We start from the raw sequence: 24,261 nt of genomic DNA, 5'->3' as shown, positions 1-24,261 counted from the left end.
ATAGAAAGCCGCCTTCTTGCGATGCAGGAAGAAAACATCAATCAAAGTCAAAAAAGCATTGTATTTCGAATTGTTATTCAATACAATTAGTATAGGCTCAAGAGTTCTCCTCCGTCAACCGCCTGCGTGTTTCACAAACAGTGCATTCCTTGCAACCTGTTTAAAGAAAGCTGAGGCCAAAATAGGCAACTGCTCATGATTTGGGATTTTTTCAAACAAAAACAAGACAAGGCCGATTATACGCCCGACGAAATCTATACCATCCTTGATCAAGCCATTGGTTTACGCTCCAGACTTCGTTTTAGTTTTACTGAAGCCATATCCAGCTTGAAATCTATCGAATGCGAAATCGTCAAGGTGTCCTCAACATCATTGGTTGTCCACATCCTCAATATCCGCAAAGCGTTACCTAAATGGGCCGGCCAGCCAGTGCTATGCTATCTCCAAACACAAGAGCGTAGCCCCAAAAAGCGCACACGAATTGTCATTTTCAAATTTACCTGCACCATTTTGGAAGTACTGGAAGGGGCTACATTGCGCTTGTCCTTTCCCGAAAATTTCACTCTTGACCAGCGGCGAAATAGTGTCCGTATAGAACCATCACTCTCCAAATTTTCTATGCTGTCGATTTTCACACAGTCCAACACAAAGAATCTCAGCCTCAATCTCCCATTGGCCACACTCGACGATTTTAAAAATCAATCGGCCTCACTCATCAATTTTTCGGCTGGAGGGATGCGCGTCCGATTTAAAAGCGATCGGCTACACAACCTTCGGCATTATGCTGAACCGGGAAAACAGATTATTTTACGCTTGGCCGTTGCCGAGACTCCTCGCAATGGCGTCATGGAATGTCTTCTTATAGGCCGTGTAAATAACTTGTATGCAAACCCCGTAAACCACAACATTGATCTTGGAATCGAATTTCTCCAGCAAGGATTCATTGGAGAAAAAAATATTCGCTGGAAAGCCGTGAAACATTATGTTGTCGAGGACGTTGCAGGCTGGACAGGTCAATGGGATCTGGAATCTTTGCAACAGCGCAAATAATGATACCCATAACGCACCTATAAAATTTTTCCTTTCACACCATAGCACTATTTAAGTGACGGTGCACAAGGTATAAAACGACTGGTCAATTTATTGACTTATTTGTCCCAACACCGTGACCTCCTCTTACTCTCAATATTATGGACGCCTCACAAGATACTATAAAAGTCAAGCACAACGTATAGAACCTTCAATTCCTTTTTTTCAAGGAAAGAAATTGATATACTTTCTTGAATGAAGGAATCTTACATGCTCAAAAAGCAGTTTGGTGAGCGTATTCGTTTTTTACGGAAGATGGCCAACCTCACCCAGGCTCAGCTTGCGGAACGGATCAACATCACACAGGAGTATGTCGGTAAGCTTGAGCGAGGTCTGTCATCACCGGGGTTCGACAAGATTGAAGCCCTGAGTCATGCGCTGAATGTCGAACCGGCAATGCTATTTCTCTTCCCCAGCCCCAGCAGTACGCTCACGGAACAAAATACAGATATTCCGAATGGGGGATTCGATCTTTTTGCCTATCTGCATCCTATTGGGACACTCCATTGGGATGTCGGTTCAGATTCCATTTGTTTAACAGATGGGTTTGAAGAACTCCTTGGGCATTCTAAAGAAAAACCATTTGTCGCCCTCGGCAAACTGGCCAGTCACCTGCACCCCGACGATAAAGACAGAGTTGTCAACGTTGCCGGGAACCTCATCCATGGCGAGGACATTCCTTCCCTCTCTTTTCGGTATTACGACCGAAAGAAAAACATACGCCATGCCCTCGCCTTTATCAGCCTCGCACGATCACCCCACGGGGGAGTCAATCATATTTATTGTGGTGTACTCGATACAACGGAGTATTTTCATCTCGGTTCATATTTAGCCAGAACACACCAGGGGCTTGAAGACCTGGTCCGCTTGCGGACCAAAACGCTCAACGAGATGATCAACACACTTGGCCTTAAAGAGCATGAATTAACCAAGGCAGTCCAATCACTTGCCGTGTACAAAAAAATAGTCGGAGCACTCAGGGAAAACATTACGTTCATTGACAAAACGTATACCCATGTCGTGGTCAACGCGAGCTTTCTTAAAGCCACGGGACTTGAACGTAATGATGTGGAGGGTCGGACTGTTGCCGAAATTTGGGGAGAAGAACCATTCAAGCTTGTCATTAAACCCAAATTGGACCTTGCCCTTTCCGGAAAAAGCAGTGAAGCGCGACTTTGGTTATCCAAGGCAAACGAAGCCAAACGTCTCCTCAACATCCGCTTTTGGCCATACAGAGAAGATGATGGGTCCATCTCCGGCGTCGTCGTGAGCCCAAAAGAAATACGAGAATCGAAAACATTCGAATACTCCATCTCTCACACCCGCAATCGCGTCGAAGACGTGCTTCGTGTCGCAAAAATCGGCTGGTGGGATGATAACCTTCTTCATGACGAAGTTGTCTGGAATGATGAGTCCTATCGTATACTCGGATATTCCCCGTCAGAAGTACGTCCGGGTATGCATGCGCTTCTCAGCCGTGTTCCCGCCGAAGACAAAGAAAGAATTTTCCAAGAATTACTAGAACTTCGATCATCATCGAGCGACATCAACCTGACACTTCCCATTGTCACGCCAGCAGGAGAAGAGCGTGTTGTTCATATTCTCGGTAATGTCGCAGCAGACCAAAACGGTACACCATGTAGAGCTATCGGGACGATTCAAGACGTTACTGCACTCATGGACCTTGAAGAGCAATTCCATCATAACAAAAAACTGTTTAAAGTGCTTGCGGAGCAACTTAATAATGTTGTTTTGTCGGTGAATAGCTCTGGACAGCTCCTTTTTATCACATCAAATATACAAGATATTCTCGGCTACGAACCCGCCGAAGCCCTCCGCATGCACCTGAATGACCTTATTGGGGAAGTGGCAACTCACCGTATCCTCAATGCGCTTACACTCGGGCCCAATGCACCAGCCTTGCACTTCACGTCTTTATTACAGCGGAAGAACGAAAGTGCGCTCTGGGCCCAAATTTACGCTGTACCGTTGTGTGATCCCGCATCTTCCCAAACAGCGGTCAACATTGCCATCTGCGACATCAATTTGCGCAAACAATGGGAACTTGCACTGACGAGAACACTCAAGGCACTCAATCAACCGGAGTTCAGCCTAGATAAAACTGCGGCACTTATCCTTGAAACCGCATTGACCCTTTCCAGAAGCCCCAAAGGATGTCTTGTCTGCTTTGCCCCAACTCATGGAGAGGTGCTCACGTTCAGTGGTCAAACCACCCATCAAGAAAACGGCGAGCTGAAGACAATTTTGCAACGTGCTTCGGACAAGGAATGTTGTCATAATCCTGAGTGTATTTTTCCCACAACGACCGATATCATTATAGAAAACAACCCCTCCGCTCTCCGTACCACAGGCAATCAACCGCAAATATGCTGTCATGACAGGGCATTATGCATTATCCCCGCTGTGTACAAACAGCTCGTTATGGGACGTATCACTCTATCGGGAAAACACGATGGATATTCAGAAAACGACGCCGCTGCCATTGCAGGATTATCGGACGTGCTCGCCATGGCCATCACGCGATTCGGTACCACCAATACTTCGTAATTTCGCTATTCAACTTCTATTCGACATATCCCCCGACCACTCCACACATTGTGCTGCGCTGGCTCAAATTATAGGCATAGGCGCTCTTCAATTGAGGTCATCACATATTCACGCTTGCCACAATGCAAAACAACGTGTCTGATGCTGCCTCCGTGGAGTGATGTTACCCAGAAGGAGGAGCGTCGGCATATAAGCCGAAACATCCATCCTGCATGTTTTCTGGTAAGGGGTACTTATATGTATCGAGTTATTTGGTGCTTCGTCTTCTTTTGTTTTGTCGTGGCGTTTCCTTTTATGAGTTCCGCAGCTCCACATTCCATCGTCGAGAACAGCGAAGAATATACCAATCCACTGATTGTTGGCGTGAAGTCTGCACCGCCGTTTGCATTCAAAGACGAAGCGGATCAATGGACCGGTATCAGCATCAGGCTTTTCAAGGATATCGCTGAAGATTTGAACCGCCAGCTTCTTTTCCGAGAATACACGCTCGAAGACCTCCTGACGGCTGTGGAAAACGGTGAAATTGATGTGGCCGTCTCCGCCTTATCGATTACCCCGGAGAGAGAACTCCGCATGGACTTTTCCCACCCATTTTTCACATCACACCTCGGTATCGCCATACCGGCCAAGCAGGACACGTCGTTCTTCTCCCTCTTTAGCAACTTTTTTTCCTGGCAAATCATGGGATACCTTGCCGGCCTTCTCGGGCTGCTTCTCTGTGTCGGTTTCCTCGCATGGCTCATTGAGCGACGAGCCAACCCCGAACAATTTCGCGGCGGTAAATTCGGATTGTTTGACGGTTTATGGTGGGCTGCGGTGACCATGACGACCGTTGGTTATGGTGATTTATCCCCCAAGTCACCAGCAGGACGAATGCTCGCTTTGGCCTGGATGTTTGTTTCCGTTGGCCTCATGTCGTTTTTTATCGCCGGTATAACGACAACTCTCACACTGAAACACATTCAAGGCACAGTCCATGGCCCCGAGGATCTCGTACGGGCCCGTACAGCAGCGGTTGCGGGGGCATCAAGCGTGGTTTACCTTAAACATATTTTTGTTTCACCAATCCTTTTTTCCGATTTGGATCAAGCGCTTGACGCTCTGTCCGAAGGCCGAGTGCAGGCCGTCGTTCATGACAAACCCCTTCTTCAATATGCCATTCACTCAAAGCATGATGGAAAAATTACCGTGTTGAATTCGGCTTTCGATCCTCAGCTTTATGGCTTTGCATTCAAACGTGAGAGTCCCTTGAGAAAACCAGTCAATATTTCCCTCTTATCCAAAATAGAAGACCGTGATTACTGGCATCAACTCGTTGGGCCGTATCTTGGAACAAATTAATATTCGTTCACGGCAGACAATATATTGAAGTTGTCAGGATGTATGGAGTTCCCCCCTTGTCAAAGTCGGGAATTGAACCGTATGACACTCTGCTATGCATACCGTAACTACGACCAACACCAACTGCAATCAGCCCATCGGTGTTTTTGATTCCGGCGTCGGTGGATTGACCGTGCTGCGTGAACTTCTCCGCCTTCTTCCCGAAGAGGATTATATCTACCTCGGTGATACAGCACGGCTCCCTTATGGGGCTAAAAGTCCCGAAACCGTTATTCGCTATGCGTTGCAAAGCTCACGACACCTCATTGATCGAGGTGTAAAAATGCTCGTCATCGCCTGTAATACCGCGACGTCTGCGGCGCTTCCCGCCCTGGAAGCAGCCTATCCCAACATTCCCGTTGTTGGGGTTGTCCGCCCCGGAGCGCGTGCTGCATGCGCCGTCAACGCCAATGGCCGTATGGCAGTTATTGCGACAGAAGCCACCGTCCGCGGTGCCGCGTATCAAAAAGCCATCCTCGAACTCTGTCCCGATATGCATGTTGAATCTTTGGCCTGCCCATTGTTTGTTGCTCTGGCAGAAGAAGGCTGGACTGAAGGTGACGTCGTCAACGCTATCATTGCCAAGCAACTTGAACCGTTGCTCAGCCGGTTCGGAGACCAACCTCCCGACAGCCTTGTCTTGGGCTGCACGCATTTTCCTGTCTTAGCCAAATCCATCATCCAGGTGGTCGGACCGAACGTCGCGGTTATCGACTCCGCCGCGACGACGGCGCAAGAAGTAAAGCATTTACTGCACACCCGCGCGCTTTATGCCAACAGAACATCTTGCGGACACATCGGATTTCTCGCGACAGACGGCCCGGAACGTTTCGCACGCGTGGGAAGCATTTTTCTCGGCCGAACCTTAACACCACACGATGTTTCTTTAGTCGACTTGTGAATATTGCTCCCCTTTTTTGTCGCTTCTCCACTTTTTTGGAGAATCTCATGTCAATTTCCTTGTAGACTTGAACGAGACTTTACATTATTGAAAATTCTCCTTCGAAGTGCTACCACACTCTGCCAAGGCAGACGCGAATTTGTCAGACGATTGGAGTTTAGACGTTTTTTTCGCGTAAGCACTTAAGAGGACAAACAAAACATGCAAGAGGCATATCGCCTCGATCCGGTTGTGACGGCTTCTCTTCAGGTGGCCCGCAACACGGACACACCCCATAAACAGAATTGAAAGAGGTTGCCATGAGCGGAATCAAGGCGCGGCTCAACGCCATCTCGGCCGTCATCAACTACAAGCCGGCCCATGCCCCCCTGAACTTCAACGAAACCACGCCCACCGAGGTCTTCGGTTGCAATGTTTTCAGTGACAAGGTCATGCGCGATCGGCTGCCTAAGGCCGTTTACAAGTCTCTGAAAAAGACCATCAATCTCGGCGAAAAGCTTGATCCCAATGTTGCCGACGTCGTCGCCAACGCTATGAAAGATTGGGCCATTGAACAGGGTGCTACCCACTTTACCCATGTTTTCTATCCGTTGACCGGATTGACTGCAGAAAAGCACGATTCTTTCCTCGTTCCCGATGGAAAGGGCGGCGCTCTTGCCGAATTCAGCGGCAAGTTGCTCATTCAGGGTGAACCCGATGCCTCCAGCTTTCCTTCTGGTGGCCTGCGCACCACGTTTGAAGCCCGCGGTTACACCGCTTGGGATGTGACGAGCCCGGCTTTCATTCTGGAAAACCCCAATGGCACCTTCCTGTGCATCCCCACGGCGTTCGTCTCCTGGACGGGTGAAGCCCTGGACAAAAAGACCCCGCTGCTGCGTTCGTTGCAGTCGTTGAACACGCAGGCCAAACGCATCCTGAAACTGTTCGGTACGGAAACCAAACTGCCCGTGACCTGCTATGCCGGTCCGGAACAGGAATATTTCCTCATTGACCGCAACTTCATCTTTTCTCGCCCCGACCTGCTCATCGCTGGCCGTTCGCTGTTTGGCGCCCCTTCGGCCAAAGGTCAGGAATTTGATGACCAGTACTTCGGAGTAACGCCCCGCCGTGTTCTCGCCTTCATGATGGACGTTGAACGTGAACTCTACAAGCTGGGTGTTCCGGTCAAGACCCGCCACAACGAAGTTGCCCCGAGCCAGTTCGAAATTGCTCCGTTGTACGAAGCCGGCAACCTAGCCACCGACCACAACCAACTCCTTATGACCACGCTTCGTACCGTTGCCAAACGTTACGGCATGGTCTGCCTGCTGCACGAAAAACCGTTCGCTGGCATTAACGGTTCGGGCAAACACCTCAACTACTCCATCGGCAATGCCGATCTGGGTAGCCTGTTTGATCCGGGTGAATCTCCGCACGAAAATGCTCAGTTCCTCGTATTCTGCTCGGCCGTTATCCGCGCCGTCCATAAATACGGTGCTCTGCTTCGCGCCACCGTCGCTTCGGCTTCCAACGACCACCGCCTCGGTGCCAACGAAGCGCCCCCAGCCATCATGTCTATCTATCTCGGCGAACAGCTTGCTGATGTTTTCGAACAAATCAAAAGCGGCAAAGTCAGCGGCAGCAAAACCAAAGGCGTCATGAGTGTTGGTGTTGACACGTTGCCCCCGTTACCCATGGATCCGGGCGACCGTAACCGCACCAGCCCCTTTGCCTTCACCGGAAACCGCTTTGAATTTCGTGCTGTGGGATCTACGGCTTCTATCGCTGGACCGCAGGTTGCCATCAACACGATCCTGGCCGAATCCCTGGACTACATTGCCACGGAACTCGAAACTGCCACCGGTGGCGACAGCTCCAAGCTCAATGAAGCTGTTCAGGCAATTATCAAAAAAATCATGGACGAGCATGACGCCATTATCTTCAATGGCGACGGCTACTCCCAAGAATGGCATGCTGAAGCCGAAAAACGTGGTTTGCCCAACCTGCGCACCACGCCTGACGCACTGCCCGTTCTGACATCTTCTGAAGTGGTTGAACTGTTCGGCAAGTACAATGTCCTGTCCGGAGCTGAACTCGCTTCGCGCCAGGAAATCTACCTGGAACAGTACTCCATGGTCATCAAGACCGAAGCCAATCTGACTCTGCGTATGGCCAAGACCATTATTTTCCCGGCTGCCATGCGCTACCAGGGAGAACTGGCTCGCACCTGCCAGAACCTCAAGAACATTGGCCAGGACTTCAAGACCACTACTCTGGACGAAGTTACTGCCAAACTGCGCGACCTTCAGGACAAAGTTGCTGCGCTTGAAACCGTTATGGAACACAGTGCTGACGATGCCCTGGACGAAGCCAAACACCTGTGCGAAAAAGCACTGCCCGCCATGCTTGACGTACGTGCTGTTGCTGATTCCCTGGAAGCCATCGTGGCCGACGACCTCTGGTCTCTGCCCAGCTACCAGGAAATGCTCTTCATCCGCTAAAATCACTCTCGCGCCAGCTCCGCGTCGCCGCTTCCGGCTGGCGCGCTATAAAAAAACCGCCCCCACAAGGAGGCGGTTTTTTTATAGCGCAGATCACTGCACCGAAATAAAATCACTTGGGATTCGCAGACGTTTCAGACGGCGACATGTTTATTTCTATGTCTGAAAACCGTGCACTGAGATTTCCCCTTTGAGACCAGGCTGGTGATTCAACGTGGAAGAATCTGACGCCGACGGCCGCGAAGCGCTCGTTCCATGGCTGCAATGAGATCTTCAAGTTCAACCGGTTTCGCCAGATAATCATCAAGTCCGGCTGCCAGTATTTTTTCCTTATCTCCAGACATGGCAAATGCTGTCAGCGCCAGAATAGGAAGCTGCCGGATGTGCTCGAACTCCTGATCATGCCTAATGCGCTTGGTCGCTTCGATCCCATCCATTTCCGGCATTTGAATATCCATCAGCACAAGATCCACTTTCTGGCGCCGTAAAACGTCAAGAGCCTCAATGCCGTCCGAGGCAACATACACGGCATATCCCATCTCTTCCAACAAACGCCCTACAGCAAAGCGCCCAACTTCATCATCGTCTGCCAAAAGAATGGAAACTCTCTGACGCTGTTCCCCAACTTCTCCCGTAGGCTGTGCTGTGGCACCAGCTTTTTCCGGATGTCCAATACCGACGGGGATAACCACCGAAACGGTTGTTCCGACATCTTCCACGCTCTCGATATGAACGCTTCCGCCCATTCGTTCAGAAAACCGTTTGACAATACTCAATCCCAATCCAGACCCAGAGAATGACCGTCGTTGGCTTCCGTCGACCTGTGCAAACGGCTCAAAGACAGTTTCCAGCTTGTCCTGGGGAATACCGATTCCTGTATCTGCAACGGATAAATGTAAGGCTGCCTGATGTGGTCTATCCCCCGGAGCCAACCGTGCACGTATCACGACCTTTCCGTTGTGGGTAAATTTAACGGCGTTGCCAACGAGGTTGAAGAGAATTTGACGTAGGGGGGTGGAGCCACACTGAACTTCCGCAGGAACCGACGAATCGATATCGGCCTGTATGTCATTGCCACCCTCGGTAGCTTGAACCTGAAAGAGTTTCATGACGTCAGTCACAATCGAGCGGATATCGGTTGGTTCTTCTTCAACGATAAGCCGACCAGCCTCTACTCGAGATAAATCAAGAATATCGTTTATAATATGAATGAGCGTTTTCCCTGAGCTCGTCGCGACCTGAACAAGCTCTTTTTGTCTTTTATCAAGCTCACTCAATCCCAAAACCTGTAACATCCCGAGCATACCGCTGAGAGGAGTGCGTATTTCGTGACTCATGTTGGCCAAAAATTCGGTTTTAGCTCGATTTGCGGCTTCGGCTTTTTCTTTTGCATCGCGCAGGGTTCTTTCCACTTCCTTTCGGTCGTCAATAACACGGAAATAAACGGACAGACTCTTGGAAGTCGGATAAAGATGAAATTCATACCACGTCTTGAACGGTTCGAAATAAGCTTCGAACTCCACAACGACTTGATCCCGCAGAGCGCGATTATAATGCTCATGGAAAATTGAATGCTCGGCTTCCGGAAACAGTTCCCACATATTCCTGCCACGCACATCTTCTCCGGTGATATGAAAGACCTTTCTCCCCTTTTCATTGATATACAAGAAATTAAAGTCACGATCGACTTCAAAGAACGCATCGGTCGTCATCTCCAGTATATTGAAAACATGTTGGCGAGCTTCTTCAAGTTGTCGTTCTTTTTCCTTGATTTCAGTGATATTCTTGGACACAACGACAATGCGATCAATAGTCTCAGACGTCCCAACAAGAAAGGGAGACGCTGTCCACAGGTAGACACTGTCGGCATATTCAGCTTCACATTCCACGGTTTCGCCGGCAAAAGCTCGCATGTAATAGGGCAGTATAAAGTCACTGAGGGCTTTTCCAAAGACCTCTTCATGTGTTTTCCCGATGATTTCATCTCGGTTCATACCGAGCCGATTGAGTTCCAGGCCATCGGTAAAGACATATCGCAAATCCCGATCCAGAACATTCACCGACCCTCCAGCATAGTTCCGCAAAACAGAGGATAGCAATTCCTCACGCTCACACACATCCTGAGTTCGCTCGCGTACCAAGAGTTCAAGGTTGGTTTTATGTTTTCGCAATTCAGCTTCAATGGATTTAATCTCAGTAATATCCATGAGCGTCTCGACCACCTGGGTCGGCCGCCTATCACTGTCTCGCTTTAAGGCATAAGCAAACCACTGAACAAAAATCCACTCTCCGGAAGCATGACGTAAACGAATCACCAAATGTATTGTTTCAACATCTGCCGCGACAAATTGTGCCATGGCATGCTCAACCTTACTCATATCATCCGGGTGAATAAGCTCCGTAAACCAGGCCGCATATTCTTCAACAGACGGTATATTTTCTTGTTCAATCCCCAAGATTGCACACCATTGAGCAGAAATATTCAGATGCCCGGTTTCATAGGGAATGGCATGCTCAAGAATTCCCAATCCTGTGGCTTGAACTGCCCGATCAAGCAAAAACCGCTCCGTCTCAAGCCGATGCTCGGCCAACTTCAGCAAGGTGATGTCGACGAAGGTCAAGACCACTCCTTCAACGGAGCCGTTTAATGTTTGGTACGGAAAAAATCGTGCTGCGAAGAAGGTGGCGTCTTTGGCTTCCAGCTCAAACTCTTTGCTTGCAGCTCCTCCAAGAATATTTTGACACGCTTGAACGATCTCGGGAAAATCTACTGTGCTGACAATATCTGACAGCGGCCGACCAACATCCGTCGCAATGAAATGAAAAACCGAAGCTGCTGCTGGCGTGAATCGACGAATCACCATATGTCTGTCCACGAAAACCGTTGCCATGTTCGTACTCCGCAACAGGTTTTCAATGTCCTCATTAGCAACTTGTAATTCATCGACTTTGTTGCCCATCTCAGCGTTGACTGTAATGAGCTCCTCATTCAGAGCCTGCAATTCTTCTTTCGATGTCTCAAGCTCTTCATTGGAAGACTGCAATTCCTCATTCATGGACATGAGTTCTTCATTGGAAGACTTGAGCTCTTCATTGGCTGCCTCAAGTTCCTCCACGGTGTTCTGGAGCTGCTCTCCTGCCAGAACCAGTTCTTCTTCCAATTCCAGCACAACCGCATTCATGTCCTGAACGCATTCTTTTTGCCCTTCCTCACGCTTGCTGTCGTCTTTTTCCGACGCCATAGACATCGGCTCAAAGACAACACTAAAAAGACGTCGTGAAGGCGGTTTGACGGCGAGAGAGGTGACGATAACGGTCACTCCCGATTTCGCTTGGCATGAAGGACGCAGAACAGAGAACCGGGAACCTTGGTCCGTCGACATGACCTCCTTGATCGTATTGTGTAAACGCGCTTTGAGTGCTCGCCTCGCCTTTTTTATGATATTGGTTGTGGGCTCGCCTTCCGGATCAACAAGATATTCTTGTGTATCGCCGGAATAGGATAATACATCCATATGCTCATCAATGATAACGGCAGAAGGGGCGTAGGCTTTGACGAGATGACGCTCAAGCAGGCGCCCCGGATCATTTTGTGGTCTCACCACACGGTCTATGCGCTCCGCCATTGGAGACAACCAGCGTGGTTGCATAGAGACAGCAACCGGAGGCCTACGCGCGTTTTCATTGCGTCTAAATATCTTCCACTTTTTATTCACCGGAACATATAACAGTTCATTTTGTCCTGTGGACTCCGCCGGTCCAAGGAAAAGAACACCTTGTGGAAGAAGGGATGTATAGAACAACGAAAGAAGGCGCTGCTGTGCTTTAATTTTGAGATAAATTAAAACATTGCGGCAACAAATGAGGTCCAGTTTGGAAAAGGGAGGGTCTTCCAGCATGTCGTGCCGGGCAAAAATAACCATTTCGCGTAAAATCGGTTTGACGACATACATACCATTATGGAACTGAAACCATGCTCGAAGACGTTCTTCTGGAATATCAGCGGCAATACTGGCTGAATACTGCCCTCCTCTGGCCAGCTCGATAGCATTCTTGTCAACATCTGTCGCAAAAATCTGGACCGGACCTTCCGCGCCTGTCTTATCCATATATTCACGGATGAGCAGCGCGATGGAATAGGCTTCTTCTCCTGTGGATGCGCCAGCCACCCACACACGCACGGGCTCATTGGGGGATTTATTGCGAAAAAGAGCAGGGATCACATCTTTTTCCACAAACGCAAAGGCATCTTTGTCTCGAAAAAAACTTGTTACGTGAATAAGCAAATCACGAAAAACGGCATCAAGTTCTTCAGGAGTCTTGTCGAGTAATTCAAGATACCCTTCAAACGAATCACACCCGGCAATGCGAATACGCTTATCGACCCGGCGAACGATTGTGCTGAGTTTGTAGGCGCTGAAGTCATGTCCTGTGCTCATACGAATTCGATGCAGAATCTGATCAAGAAGACGAACGGAATTCTCAGGTAACGAATCCTCGTCCGTTTCCATGGCGAGCATGGAGCTGTTAAGAACCCCACTCAGTGCAACGGCCATATCACGGGCAGGCAAAACTGCATCGGTTACCCCCGTAGCAAGCGCGCTTCGTGGCATGCCGTCGTAACGAGCGTCTTCTGGTTCCTGCACCAAAACGATACCACCCGCCGCTTTAACCTCCTTGAGTCCTAAAGAGCCATCCGAGCCCGTTCCGGATAGAATGATACATATTGCTCTCTCAGCCATCGCCTTGGCCAATGAACGGAAAAAGAAATCAATCGGATGGCGAATATCTTCGGTTCCATCACGCGGGGTAACGCGAAGGCAACCGTTCTCAAGGGAAATGTCATTGTTGGGAGCAAGGATATAGACGTGGTCGGCTTCGGGAATTTGGCCATCTTTCGCCTGACTAACCGGTAAGGCAATGGATTTGGCGAGAATCTGGCTCAAAATACTCTTCTGATCCGGCGCCATATGCGTCACCACAACAAATGCCGCCCCAAGTCCAGGGGAAATATTTGAAAACAATACTTCCAAGGACTCGAGGCCTCCGGCAGACGCACCAACACCAATAACAGGAATATTCACGGGCTGGTCGGCCCTGTGCTCATCGTTCGTGTTGTCCGATGGCGTATTCTCGGAAGAAGAAAACTCTTGCGCCGTTATGCCTTTTGTATCATCGCGCGGCATACATTCCCCCTTGCCACAGCAAGCGCCCCGCAGTTACATGATTTTCAATGCTCTCCATTGTGAAAAACATCGTTCTCAGAAAGCATAAAGCGATCTCACCGACATTTTCCCCGAAAATGCATTGAACTGACATTTGCGTCAAACTCAAAAATTCAATTTCTTCCTATAAACATTTAAAATTTCATGCACCAAAAGTCTATTCGGCCTCCCTGCCATTCAGAACAAACCGAACGATCCCTCTACCATCCTATGATCGACGAAAGATACTTACATATACATACGGGCCTAAATCCAGTGTTTTTTCTGGAACAAACCCAAATCCGGCGGTGTGCTGGGCAAGCTCGTCAGGACCGACACGAACAGAGAGGGGCGGGCCAGGAGGGCCTTCAAGAAGTTTAAATTCCACTAACCCTAAACGTCCCTCCGGTTTGAGGACTCGACGTATTTCGGCAAGCACGGCTTTATGGCTGCCCGCCTGCACAAGATCGTGGTACACCGTGCCCAAAAGACAGATATCAACGCTTTCATCCTCCAACGGCAATTCTTTTGATGCATCGGCCCATATCGGGCGAATTGCGTTGATGTTCTGTATGGTGATGACAGAACGTAGGGCATCCACACCTTCTTTCCATAAATCGACAGCATAGATTCGACCCGTCTCTCCAAGTCGTTCCCATGCAGCCAATGCATAGTTGCCTTTCCCACAGCCCAAATCGAGCAAAGTCATTCCTGACCCGATGCGTAACGCCGAAAAAAGTATCTCGGCATCGACCAAATCAAAGCTGCTCTTTCCTGCGCCTATCGGTTTATCATCCATGATCTTCTCTCCTTCATTTTTTCAATTATTCTTTGATTGGTTCCGAGTTCTTCGTGGCATACGAGGTTGCCGTACTGTGGACAAGCTTCTTTGAAAAAAACCAAAGACATCGACAGTAAGAACCTCGTTGTCATCAAATTCCACTTAGAACATGCATCGTAGAGCATTGACCAAGGACGTCAAACGACAGCCCATATCCAAAATTATCGTCAACTCCCTTGTTGTGACTTCGAAAAAGCTCTGCGGATAAAGAATACCTTCGGACGTAACGGCTGAAGACGTCATACTATTACCGTGTTGTCTATGAACAATGTATACGAAATAACTTCGAAAAAAACATTTATTATTATTCGGTCATCCATATCCCCAGACATTCCTCTCGGCTATTTCTCGCTTGATGGCAACCGCATATACCATCTATTCAAACGTAATGTTCTTCCTCAAGAATCCTCCCAATCAGGTCTGCTATTCAATGTCGTTGCCGTTATACCAATTCCCAGTGTACACAAGACACCCCAGCCCTGATTCATCATGGCGATGGTCGCCACGTTGCCTGTCGTGGGGTTGAGGAAGGCAGGCTCTAACTCTTTTGAAATAAAGGAATACACCATGTCCGAGACAGACTCGAACATTGTTTTTTCCCCCATTGGTTTTGTCGAATCACCCCATGTCAAACTTGAAGGTATGCCTATTCAACCACGCGGAGCCAAGGGAATTCAGGGACGTCTGATTCTCGATCCCGAGCTCGCTCAAGGATTGCATGATCTCGACGGATTTTCTCATATCATTGTTTTATATTACTTTCATAAATCGGAAGGTTATGATCTTCTTGTCAAACCCTTCCTCGACACCGCGACACATGGCGTCTTTGCAACTCGAGCTCCCCGTCGCCCCAATCCATTGGGTTTGTCCATCCTGCGTGTGATTGATGTCACCGATAATATCGTCACGGTTGAAGATATTGACATTCACAACGGTACGCCCATCATCGACATCAAACCGTATGTTGCGGCTTTTGACGATTGTAAAGCCGATTGTTTCGGATGGATGGATGGGAAAAAAGAAGAGGTTCGCGAAGCGCGAAGCGACTCTCGATTCGTCAGCCCACAGGAATAGCCACGCCAACCAAGCTCTTTCGCCCTTCACGATACTGTGCGGCTGAAGCATCCTCACATCTGAGTGTCCCACTCGGAGTGAGGATGTTTTTTTGATTTCCGGAACATATTTTATTTTATGTCTATTGGCACTATAGTAACCAACACTATATTGACTACTTTCATGAGGAGTCTATGCATGTCTTATTTGTGGAATACACGTTGTATTCTTCTCTGCATTATTCTGACGATGACTTTGGTTTTTCCTGCTCAAAGCCAACCAAGCATAAATACCCAAGATAAAGCCTGGGTCTTTTACAACATATTACGGTTACGGCAATGAACACATTGCGCGAGTTCGCTTTCCAAGCTGACTAATTCAATTTCTTTCACTTTGACTTCTTTCGCCTTATCGGGATCGCTTTTGGCTTCAGCCTGCAAGGATTTAATTTCTTCCTTCAATTGTGCAATTTGATCTTCTAAATCATCAATGTCATCTTCATTGTCACTGTCGGACGATCCACTACTTTGCCCTCCAGCCGCTATGGACGTTCCGCTGCTGCTATCGCTTTCTGTTCCCATGGACTGTGTGCTTGTTTCCGTGGAATCTTCACTCTCGGAAGCATCTTCCAGTCCTTGCTTAATAATACTGGAAATTTCTTCTTTATCTTCTTCGGTCAACGATTCCTGTTCTGAATCTTGCAGTTCTTGCAATTTCGTTTTGAGCATTTCCTTCGCTTCATCGGAAATGGTCACTGTATCGCCCAGCATGGACATAAGCTCTTCTGTCCCGTCGTCCGATGAGGAGGAAGTTGTATACCATTGAGGTTTTCGAATGTACTTGTCCCAGAGAGGCCCGTTGTGTCGCCTACACCACTAATAACCATGTTCATTTCTCCTTCTTTCGGTTCTGTTCCTTCTGCTTCCGGATAAGAATAAAAAACAGCCCAATATGGTGTTTTTCGAGAAAAAACGACTCATGGTTGCGCGTCGAACTCATGTATTCAATTCATAATGTATTCATTGAAAAGACTGTCTAAAAGCCCCAAAAAAAGCCGGGCCCTTGCGGACCCGGCTAAGAAGCGTCTTGATGCTTTCTTTTTGAAAACTAGAACTGGTATTTCAGACCGAGGGAGACCTTCCACATGTCGTTGGCTTCATTGTAGAAGCGGCGTCCCCAAACGTCTTTGTCGAATTCACCGTGAGCCCAACCGGTTTCAGCGATAAGGGCCAGGTTTTCGTAAATCATGTACTGATGGTCGAAGGACAGACCGAGGACGTATTCGTCAACGGTGAGGTCCTTGCCCATGATGAAGAAGTTGTTGGTGCCGAGCACGAGGTTGGCATCACGCAGAGCGGTCTTGGAGTTGGTGCCGCGAGCGTAGGTGAAGGTGATGCGGGAGGTCAGGTCTTCGACGAAGGAAATGTCGTTCAAAGAAGCCGTGATACCCCAGCTACCGATGGGATTGACGTCAACCGTGCCATTCTTGAACTGCTGGCCACCGTCGAACAGGAAGGAGGTCGAGGCGTTCCAGGAAGGAACGAGGTAAGGCATACGTTCGGAACCGTTGCGGGTGCTTCCGTCTTCACCGGAGCTCCACCAGGCGGACAACTGAGGAGTCAGCATGTCGAGGCCGGTGTATTCAACAGCACCGTCGACGAACCAACCCCAACGTTTGCTCTTGCCACGGTCAGTGGGATTGCCTTCACCGTAAATGACGTCAGCGTACAACTTGATGGGATCAAGAGCGTCAACTTCGAACGCACCGCCAACCCACCAGTAAATATTCTGGTTGTTGTCCCAGCCAGTGGGAGGAACCATGAAGGTACCAGCAGAAGCCAGGCCAGCAGCGTTGCCATCTTCGAAAGCGCCGTAGTTACCATTGATACCGGCAACGGCGACGGTGCCCCAAGGCACGATGGTCACGCCATCAAGGGTGATGGGCAGAGCCAGGAAGTAAGCGTCAAATTCGTCAGCAACCTGAGTGGTGGTAGCGTCGGTCTGACCATTGTCCAGGAAGCGGATGAAACCAGCTTTGATGGCCAGGGTGTCAGCAACCAGGGGCGAGGAAACAACCAGAGCAGCAGCATCAGAGTCGAACACAACGGAACCGTTGAAGAAGGAGCTCTGGGGCAGGCTCAGGGGCTGATAACCAGCGGTGATTTCGATATCGGTGTCAGGCCATTTGAACTGCAGGAAAGCCTGGTAAACACGCAAGGAAACAGCCGAGTTGTCAGCGGTGAAGGTGCCACCACCCCAAACGTCTTCAACCTTGAGGCCCAAGCGGAACTTCAGGGCTTCGTTGGCGATGAAGTCAGCGCGGACGCGAAAACGTTCCCAAATGGTGACGGGGTCAACGGTCTGAGTACCTGCACGGTTCCAGCCGGTGAACTGATAGTTCGAGTACCAGTTGGCGCTGATGCGGGCATCACCGACCATGCGGACTTCAGTAGCCGCGCTGGCAACGCCGAACATGCCAAGCACGAAGGCAGCCAAGGTGGCGAGCATGATAATGCGTTTCATAATAACCTTTCTCCTTTTACGTTTTTCTCAAAGAAAGCACCAAAACCATGACGCCAGGGCAAAGCCCTTTCCAGGTGGCGTCGAAATCAATCTACCCGCCCTTGTGTAACAAGTCAAAATTTTTTTACTCATTTTCTTGAATTTGCCAAAAAAAGTTCAAAAAACTCTACCGGACAATTTTTTATACTTTCAATCCATGGATTTATAGGTAAATCATGGCACCCCACCAGAGGGATTATTCAATAAAAACTTCCTTGGAGAGATACCGACGTAATCCCGAAAGGTACGAATCATGTGGCTTTGATCGGCAAAACCTGCTTCATGAGCTGCTTCTGCAGCCCCTATACCGGCCTGAAGTGCACGTGCAACAAGACGGGTTCGGTGGCGTTGAAGATACTGTACCGGGGTCACCCCTATTTCTCTTTTAAAAAGTCGTTGAAAATAAAACCGACTGAATCCCCCTGCCGCAGCCAAATCGTCAAGCGTTAACCGCTCGCCTGCGCGTTCATGGACGAGATGTATCCCTGCCATAACGGCGGGATGATATCGAATCGGAAAAAATTCCCGGTGCAAATGTGCATAATGCACTGCAAAAAGACAAAGGCACTCTGATATCGCGTCGAATCGATTTTGCGGAGAGCAAAGGCCGGCCAGGCTCTCAAAAAAAACACCGTTTTGGAATGAAATCCCATCCAACGGCACCGAAGCTTTCGCCACATTGGAGAACATATTGGGATCTATGCATAAACAGATGCTTTCTCCATGATATTGGCAGCGGTGTGGTGTATGCGGGGCGAGGACAAAAATTTGTCCTGGATACACCGCAATACGCTGAGAACCAAACTCAATGTACCGCTCGCCAGCGAGACACACGCCAACGACCCATTTTCGATGTGTATGCATAAGAACATCGGCACGCATCCCGACGGCATGCACAACGGCAACACCAGGATATGTCGTCTCGTCAAGCAATAGCTTCGGTTCTGTAGCCATAGCCGGCCTCATGACTTTGATCTATATATAATGTTACACTGCAGCCGGTGTGAAAATCGCCAGCAACAGCAGCCCGTCGGTTCCTGCAAGGACACGGTGGGGAGTACCTGTGGCGATGACACTCAGATTACCAGGGGTATAGCGAACGTGGCGTCCATCGACTTCGGCATCGGCGCTCCCCGCAACCACGTGATGCAATTCCTGTTGCTGCTCATGAATATGAGTTTCCAAGCAACTCTCCGGAGCAACCTTGACCAAATGACAACTCAAGTCCCCTCCTGTTTTCTCCGATGACAACAGCGTCTTCATCATCACTCCAGGAAAGACGGGATGCGGCTTCCACTGTAGATCCGCAACGTGAGCTATCCCGGTCGTCGTCGAAATGGCAGCCGTTTCCAATGCGTGAATGGTGTTTCTGATCTCCATGATTTCTTTCCTCCTTATGTGCATTGCGTCAAGCAACTCTAGTTCAAGGAGAAGCATGAAGATTGAATAATCTTGCGCTTTGTATTGTACCGCTACCGGTTCGAAAAATACACGGTCCAATACAAACATCGTTCATGTATTTCTTCGGATCATACGTCGTAATGCAGAACAATAGGCATGAAGCGCCGCACGGAATTGACGAGAAATAGACGATCGGCGGTCATGAGGTCATCGGGAAAAAGCGATTGTTCGACGACAATCTTTTTCGCGACAAGATGATTCCTCAAGGTTCCGGCCAACAGCCCGTCACCTTGAGGCGGGGTAAACAAACGACCTCGTTTTTGGACAACAATATTCGCTATACACGATTCGGTAATCTGGCCACGAGTATTGACGAGAAGAACGTCATCGTAATCAGGATGCGCTTCGGCGGCCTCGCGATAGATGTGACGCCGGGTGGTCTTATGAAAAAGAAACACATCGTCCGGATCAACCGGCACGTCATGAATAGTCACACTTCGGACCGTACGAGGTTGGGCACAGAGTGGGACAGAACCGATATCAATATGTCCTGACTGGGAAACCGTCAGGCGAACTTTATACCGAGCCCGTCCCAGCCGCCCGGCAAGTCGCTCAAGGTGATGGTGAACCCGATCCATTTCAACAGGAATATCGAAAAATCGGGCCGATGCCTTGAGCCGATCAAGATGCGCATGCAACAGAAAGAAATGACTATGTTCCAAAAGGAGACTTTCAAGAAGGGAAAATTCTGGGAGGGATCTGTTCACGAAGCGCATCTTGATGAGACATTCTTCATATTCGTCTGCAGCCGAAGAATCCCAGACAATACCACTTCCGACATGAAGCCGGACAGACTTCTTTTCCGTGTCATGAATCAAAGTACGAATGGGGACATTGAAGACAGCCTCACCCTGTGGTGCAAGCCAACCTATTGCCCCGCAATATACACGACGAGGATAGGTTTCAAGTTGACGAATTATATCCATCGTACTGACTTTAGGTGCGCCTGTAACCGAACCACACGGAAAGAGGCCAGCCAGAGTATCCCAAAGCGTGACCTCAGATCTCAACATGGCCGTGATGGTTGATGTCATCTGATGTACCGTAGGATACCGTTCTACATGAAAAAGCCTATCGACATGTACCGAGCCCGGGACGGCAATTTTGCCCAAATCGTTTCGTAACAGGTCAACAATCATGACGTTCTCGGCCTGATTCTTAGGGCACCGACCGAGTTCCGCAGCAAGACGCTCATCCTCGACGGGAAAACGTCCTCGCCGGGCTGTTCCTTTCATGGGACGGGCCATGATGAGATCATTGCGTTTCTGAAAAAAAAGCTCCGGCGACAAGGACGAAACAACATATTGTCCCATATCGAGATAGACCCCGAACCCAGGATTCTGTCCGCGAAACATGTAGTGAAAACATTCTAGCGGATCACCGCTAAAATCACTTTCCAAGGGAAAGGTCAGGTTGACCTGGTATGTGTCTCCTTGTTCAATATGATGACGAACCACTTCCAAAGCTCGATTGTAATCAGTCTGTTCGACAAGAGGACGGAAAGCAAAAGAAGGCTGGGAATATTCGACAGAATTGAAAGGAACCATCACGGTATCGGGATGCTCGAAAACCGCAGCAAAGGCTAAAGGAAACTCATCAATTTGCCCGACACGAAGACAAGGATCGAAGGCTGGCGCAGCTTCATAGGACATCATAAGCACAGCATGTCGCCCCGTGTCGATTGCTTGCTCAGCCATTTCAACCACTGAGCGAACCTGTCCTATCGACGTGGCAAAAGCCCAATCAACAGGAGAAGAATACGATCGTGACCATCCACCATCCAATGCGGCAGAATGAAATAAAGCAAACGGGGAATGCATCATAAAGGCTGACAGCTGTCGACAAATTGATGCCGTACGACAGTAAAATGCGTCACTTCTCGATCAGGATCAATACGATAGGCGTCATCTTCGGGATACAGTTTCGCGACGGCAATATTGTCTCCAGCAAATTGCCGTATATAATCATATGATTCCCAATATGTTAACAATGTCAATTCGACAAAAACACCGCGTTCGCGTTCAAATACCTGTGCACCAAGATAACCCGGCAAAGCTGCGGCATCCCGTATGCCCGTGTTATCAAGATGCTTGAGAAACCCCTCTCGGTGGTCACGTGGTACTCTACATTTCCATTTTCGTACAATCATAGCAATTTCCTTTCAGTTCCTTGAGTGAAGGGGGAAATTCCCCCCGCGCCTCCCCCTGGATAAACCAGAGTACGAGATTTTTTATCTTACGACGGCTGCCTGCATATGAAAAGGTAGAAATGCAATTATGTATATTTCACGCAAAATATGCCGTGGAGACTGTCGATTCCAGAACATTCCGGCCACGACGATTCTGTATGCTCAACGAGAGACGATCTTCTTCCCGACGAGCGTCGACACTGTTGGCGGTATCGAGACAGCCTGCAAATCCATTGACAAATCCATCCTCGAAATAACGTACAGTAACTCGCTCGGGACGCTTCAACCGTCCGCGTCCGGCATCAAGGAGTGTTGCCGCCTCATAAGCATTGCGCCGTAAAATGACAAATCGACCGATGGTGCCAACCCACATCGCAACACGATCGACTTTCTTCACAGCGATATTGCCACAATCAATCCACAAGGCAATACTGCCATCCGGGGCAAGACGAACCAAATCCGGCTTGTAATGCCGCCCCACACCGTGCTCTATAACCGGCCGATCCTGGGCATAAAGCATATATCCGAGCATTTTTAGTGCAATATGCCATACAACTTCAGATGGTCCAGCACGAAGAACCACCTTGTCCTTTATAAGGATGTCATCCATTTCCAACGCCAAGCTCAAAGTATACTTCACCTTGTCTCCCCCCCCTAAAACCCAAGATCTAAAAGCGTTTGCTCAAGTAGGAAAACATGGTAGTCTTCTTATACACATACCATAAGGAATCGGCGCAGCATTTCGAGAATTCACTATAAATATGAACGCCCCTCATCCTGGGAAGAGTAGGGAAGGAATATTGTGATGTCCGAACACCCCTCCGAGAACACCAGTGCTGATGCGCCAATCTCCTGCCTTACACAAGGCAGCTTGACTCCTTCTCTGTTCGGTGAGAGCAATGATATTACACTCAATCTGTTGGAAAACATCCGTGACGGATTTTTTTTCTTATCTAATGATACCACATTGTTATATTTCAACAATTCGGCAGAGTGCCTTCTTTCCAGGCAACGTCACGACGTTTTGGGACACAAGCTGGCAGAAGCATTTCCTGAAATTCGGGACACCGAACTGGAATCACGCTACCTCAACGCCCTCCGCGATAAAACGTTTTCAAATTTTGAAATCTACTTTGGCACACCACCGTATGAAAATTGGTACGACATCCGTATCCATCCATTTACCCAAGGAATCGCCGTTTTTTTTCTGGTCACGACCGCTCAAAAAATAGCTGCTCAAGAAAGCCGAGAAAAATCCGAACAACTGTCTCTTATTCTCGACGCGCTTCCTGTGGCTCCCTTTTCCATGCGTGCAGATGGTTCATGGGAGATGATGCTTATCGGACCCACAATAGAAGAAATGACTGGATTTCCGCCATCAACATTTACGAAGAATCCACGCTTCTGGATTACACGTATTCACCCACAGGACGAACGCCTCCTCCGCCGGTCTTTACGAGAACTTCCTGCAGTCGGCGCTGTCGAACTCGCCTTCCGCTGGCGCGTCGCTGACGACTCCTACAAATGGTTTGCACAAACGTTGCGTAAAATGGAGAGTACGACAGAAGATCATCTTGTCGGACTCTTTTATGATATTTCCGACAGAAAAAAGGCGGAGGCCGAACTCCGATACCAAAACATCCTTTTGTCAGCACAGCAAGAAACATCTCCCGATGCCATTATCGTCACGAATCGGAACATGCGTATCACATCATGGAACAGCCGCTTCGCCACACTCTGGAACATTCCGAACGATCTTATGCAGACGCAAGACGGACATGCTATTATCGAGTATATCAGCCAGGTCTTTCGTGATCCTGCAGCTGTAATCAGCAACATCCACTATTTAAACAATCATCTTAGCGAAGAAGAAGTCAACACCGAACTCGTATTACGAGATGACCGGATCATTGAGCGCCATTCCCGCGGACTTTTTGACAAACACGACGAATATTTAGGAAGAGTTTGGTTTTTTCGAGACATTACCGAGAAAAAACTAGCCGAGCAACGACTCCAGGAACTTGCAACGACTGACGAACTGACAGGCATCGCCAACCGACGGCATTTCATGCGACAAGCTCGACATGAAGTAGAGCGGGCTCGACGCTACAATTTGCCACTCAGCCTCATTATGCTCGACATTGATCATTTCAAAATGATTAACGACGCATATGGACATGAGGCAGGTGACAGAGCCTTACGTGCTTTTGCCGACATTATACGGAAATCACTTCGAGAAATTGATATCTTTGGCAGATTAGGAGGAGAAGAATTTGCGGTCGCGCTCCCCATTACAACACAAGATGGAGCAGCCATCGCTGCTGAGCGCCTTCGTCGAGCTGTCAGCACCCTGCGCATTACGGCGCACCCCGAACCGTTTTCTTTCACTGTCAGTCTTGGCGTTGCTCAACTGGACAATAGCGACCTCGATAATCTCCTCAAACGAGCCGATGCCGCACTATACAAAGCCAAAAGTAATGGCAGGAACCAAATCAGCCTGGCCTGAAGCACAATTCAGACATATCTAATTCCAT

Annotated in this window: 17 protein-coding genes; 7 read left to right on the top strand and 10 right to left on the bottom strand. The window is 48.9% G+C overall.

Annotation, left to right across the window (positions count from 1 at the left end):
* Window positions 1-195: 195 nt before the first annotated feature.
* From G451_RS0100885 to G451_RS0100865, 5 genes are all read left to right on the top strand, one after another.
* Window positions 196-1,050, top strand: a complete 855-nt coding sequence (locus G451_RS0100885; protein WP_027182785.1) for a PilZ domain-containing protein — start codon at window positions 196-198, stop codon at window positions 1,048-1,050.
* A gap of 249 nt (window positions 1,051-1,299) precedes the next feature.
* A complete protein-coding gene (locus tag G451_RS32075; RefSeq protein WP_027182784.1) occupies window positions 1,300-3,657 on the top strand; it encodes a PAS domain S-box protein in 2,358 nt (785 codons plus the stop codon).
* Between the two features lie 237 nt (window positions 3,658-3,894).
* Entirely contained in the window at window positions 3,895-4,998 is a 1,104-nt protein-coding gene (locus tag G451_RS26775; RefSeq protein WP_034640123.1) for a transporter substrate-binding domain-containing protein, read from the top strand.
* Window positions 4,999-5,092: 94 nt separating this feature from the next.
* Window positions 5,093-5,938: a glutamate racemase gene (gene murI / locus G451_RS0100870; protein ID WP_051260988.1), complete on the top strand. Its 846-nt coding sequence runs from the start codon at window positions 5,093-5,095 to the stop codon at window positions 5,936-5,938.
* A 299-nt stretch (window positions 5,939-6,237) separates the two neighbouring features.
* The gene (locus G451_RS0100865; RefSeq protein WP_027182782.1) at window positions 6,238-8,418 is read left to right on the top strand and encodes a glutamine synthetase III family protein; all 2,181 of its coding nucleotides are present in this window, start codon (window positions 6,238-6,240) and stop codon (window positions 8,416-8,418) included.
* A 209-nt stretch (window positions 8,419-8,627) separates the two neighbouring features.
* Here G451_RS0100865 and G451_RS32070 read toward each other — a convergent pair whose 3' ends face one another.
* The 3 genes from G451_RS32070 to G451_RS33995 all read right to left on the bottom strand — a co-directional run bounded on the left by G451_RS32070 (window position 8,628) and on the right by G451_RS33995 (window position 15,053).
* On the bottom strand, window positions 8,628-13,604 hold the full coding sequence (locus G451_RS32070) for a chemotaxis protein CheB (RefSeq protein WP_051260987.1): 4,977 nt from the start codon (window positions 13,602-13,604) through the stop codon (window positions 8,628-8,630).
* Window positions 13,605-13,851: 247 nt separating this feature from the next.
* Complete coding sequence (locus tag G451_RS0100855) at window positions 13,852-14,421, bottom strand: class I SAM-dependent methyltransferase (RefSeq protein WP_034640122.1); 570 nt, start codon at window positions 14,419-14,421, stop codon at window positions 13,852-13,854.
* Window positions 14,422-14,861: 440 nt separating this feature from the next.
* Window positions 14,862-15,053: a hypothetical protein gene (locus tag G451_RS33995; RefSeq protein WP_156921461.1), complete on the bottom strand. Its 192-nt coding sequence runs from the start codon at window positions 15,051-15,053 to the stop codon at window positions 14,862-14,864.
* Between G451_RS33995 and tsaA the strand changes: the two genes are divergently transcribed.
* On the top strand, window positions 15,031-15,537 hold the full coding sequence (tsaA, locus tag G451_RS0100850) for a tRNA (N6-threonylcarbamoyladenosine(37)-N6)-methyltransferase TrmO (RefSeq protein WP_027182780.1): 507 nt from the start codon (window positions 15,031-15,033) through the stop codon (window positions 15,535-15,537). The two genes, G451_RS33995 and tsaA, sit on opposite strands and share 23 nt — an antisense overlap.
* Window positions 15,538-15,830: 293 nt before the next feature.
* Here the strand turns inward: tsaA and G451_RS0100845 are convergent, their stop codons facing one another.
* From G451_RS0100845 to G451_RS26760, 7 genes are all read right to left on the bottom strand, one after another.
* On the bottom strand, window positions 15,831-16,292 hold the full coding sequence (locus tag G451_RS0100845; protein ID WP_027182779.1) for a hypothetical protein: 462 nt from the start codon (window positions 16,290-16,292) through the stop codon (window positions 15,831-15,833).
* A 331-nt stretch (window positions 16,293-16,623) separates the two neighbouring features.
* Window positions 16,624-18,039 (bottom strand): outer membrane homotrimeric porin, encoded by a 1,416-nt coding sequence (locus tag G451_RS0100835; RefSeq protein WP_027182778.1) that lies wholly within the window; start codon window positions 18,037-18,039, stop codon window positions 16,624-16,626.
* Between the two features lie 213 nt (window positions 18,040-18,252).
* On the bottom strand, window positions 18,253-19,032 hold the full coding sequence (locus tag G451_RS32065) for an AraC family transcriptional regulator (protein WP_027182777.1): 780 nt from the start codon (window positions 19,030-19,032) through the stop codon (window positions 18,253-18,255).
* 33 nt (window positions 19,033-19,065) lie between these two features.
* Complete coding sequence (locus G451_RS0100825) at window positions 19,066-19,458, bottom strand: cupin domain-containing protein (RefSeq protein WP_051260986.1); 393 nt, start codon at window positions 19,456-19,458, stop codon at window positions 19,066-19,068.
* A gap of 149 nt (window positions 19,459-19,607) precedes the next feature.
* The gene (gene pabB / locus G451_RS0100820; RefSeq protein WP_051260985.1) at window positions 19,608-21,362 is read right to left on the bottom strand and encodes an aminodeoxychorismate synthase component I; all 1,755 of its coding nucleotides are present in this window, start codon (window positions 21,360-21,362) and stop codon (window positions 19,608-19,610) included.
* Window positions 21,359-21,688 carry a hypothetical protein gene (locus tag G451_RS0100815; protein ID WP_027182774.1) on the bottom strand — a complete coding sequence of 110 codons (330 nt, stop codon included), beginning with the start codon at window positions 21,686-21,688 and terminating at the stop codon, window positions 21,359-21,361. Before G451_RS0100815 ends, pabB begins: the two co-directional genes overlap by 4 nt.
* 136 nt (window positions 21,689-21,824) lie before the next feature.
* On the bottom strand, window positions 21,825-22,367 hold the full coding sequence (locus tag G451_RS26760; protein ID WP_051260984.1) for a YaeQ family protein: 543 nt from the start codon (window positions 22,365-22,367) through the stop codon (window positions 21,825-21,827).
* A 165-nt stretch (window positions 22,368-22,532) separates the two neighbouring features.
* Between G451_RS26760 and G451_RS32060 the strand changes: the two genes are divergently transcribed.
* Window positions 22,533-24,233, top strand: coding sequence for a sensor domain-containing diguanylate cyclase (locus G451_RS32060; RefSeq protein ID WP_051260983.1), 1,701 nt, complete (start codon window positions 22,533-22,535; stop codon window positions 24,231-24,233).
* The last annotated feature ends 28 nt before the right edge of the window (window positions 24,234-24,261 follow it).

Source organism: Desulfovibrio inopinatus DSM 10711 (assembly GCF_000429305.1).
Lineage (GTDB): Bacteria > Desulfobacterota > Desulfovibrionia > Desulfovibrionales > Desulfovibrionaceae > Alteridesulfovibrio > Alteridesulfovibrio inopinatus.
This window is presented reverse-complemented; position numbering and strand designations above follow the sequence as displayed.

Coding starts and splice junctions, on each gene's coding strand:
- tsaA (WP_027182780.1), top strand. CDS start 15,031: ATGTCCGAGACAGACTCGAACATTGTTTTTTCCCCCATTGGTTTTGTC.
- G451_RS0100845 (WP_027182779.1), bottom strand. CDS start 16,292: ATGTCCATGCTGGGCGATACAGTGACCATTTCCGATGAAGCGAAGGAA.
- G451_RS0100815 (WP_027182774.1), bottom strand. CDS start 21,688: ATGATTGTACGAAAATGGAAATGTAGAGTACCACGTGACCACCGAGAG.
- G451_RS0100825 (WP_051260986.1), bottom strand. CDS start 19,458: ATGGAGATCAGAAACACCATTCACGCATTGGAAACGGCTGCCATTTCG.
- G451_RS0100835 (WP_027182778.1), bottom strand. CDS start 18,039: ATGAAACGCATTATCATGCTCGCCACCTTGGCTGCCTTCGTGCTTGGC.
- murI (WP_051260988.1), top strand. CDS start 5,093: ATGCATACCGTAACTACGACCAACACCAACTGCAATCAGCCCATCGGT.
- G451_RS33995 (WP_156921461.1), bottom strand. CDS start 15,053: ATGTTCGAGTCTGTCTCGGACATGGTGTATTCCTTTATTTCAAAAGAG.
- G451_RS32060 (WP_051260983.1), top strand. CDS start 22,533: ATGTCCGAACACCCCTCCGAGAACACCAGTGCTGATGCGCCAATCTCC.
- G451_RS32070 (WP_051260987.1), bottom strand. CDS start 13,604: ATGCCGCGCGATGATACAAAAGGCATAACGGCGCAAGAGTTTTCTTCT.
- G451_RS32065 (WP_027182777.1), bottom strand. CDS start 19,032: ATGGCTACAGAACCGAAGCTATTGCTTGACGAGACGACATATCCTGGT.
- G451_RS32075 (WP_027182784.1), top strand. CDS start 1,300: ATGCTCAAAAAGCAGTTTGGTGAGCGTATTCGTTTTTTACGGAAGATG.
- G451_RS0100855 (WP_034640122.1), bottom strand. CDS start 14,421: ATGGATGATAAACCGATAGGCGCAGGAAAGAGCAGCTTTGATTTGGTC.
- G451_RS26775 (WP_034640123.1), top strand. CDS start 3,895: ATGTATCGAGTTATTTGGTGCTTCGTCTTCTTTTGTTTTGTCGTGGCG.
- G451_RS0100865 (WP_027182782.1), top strand. CDS start 6,238: ATGAGCGGAATCAAGGCGCGGCTCAACGCCATCTCGGCCGTCATCAAC.
- G451_RS0100885 (WP_027182785.1), top strand. CDS start 196: ATGATTTGGGATTTTTTCAAACAAAAACAAGACAAGGCCGATTATACG.
- pabB (WP_051260985.1), bottom strand. CDS start 21,362: ATGATGCATTCCCCGTTTGCTTTATTTCATTCTGCCGCATTGGATGGT.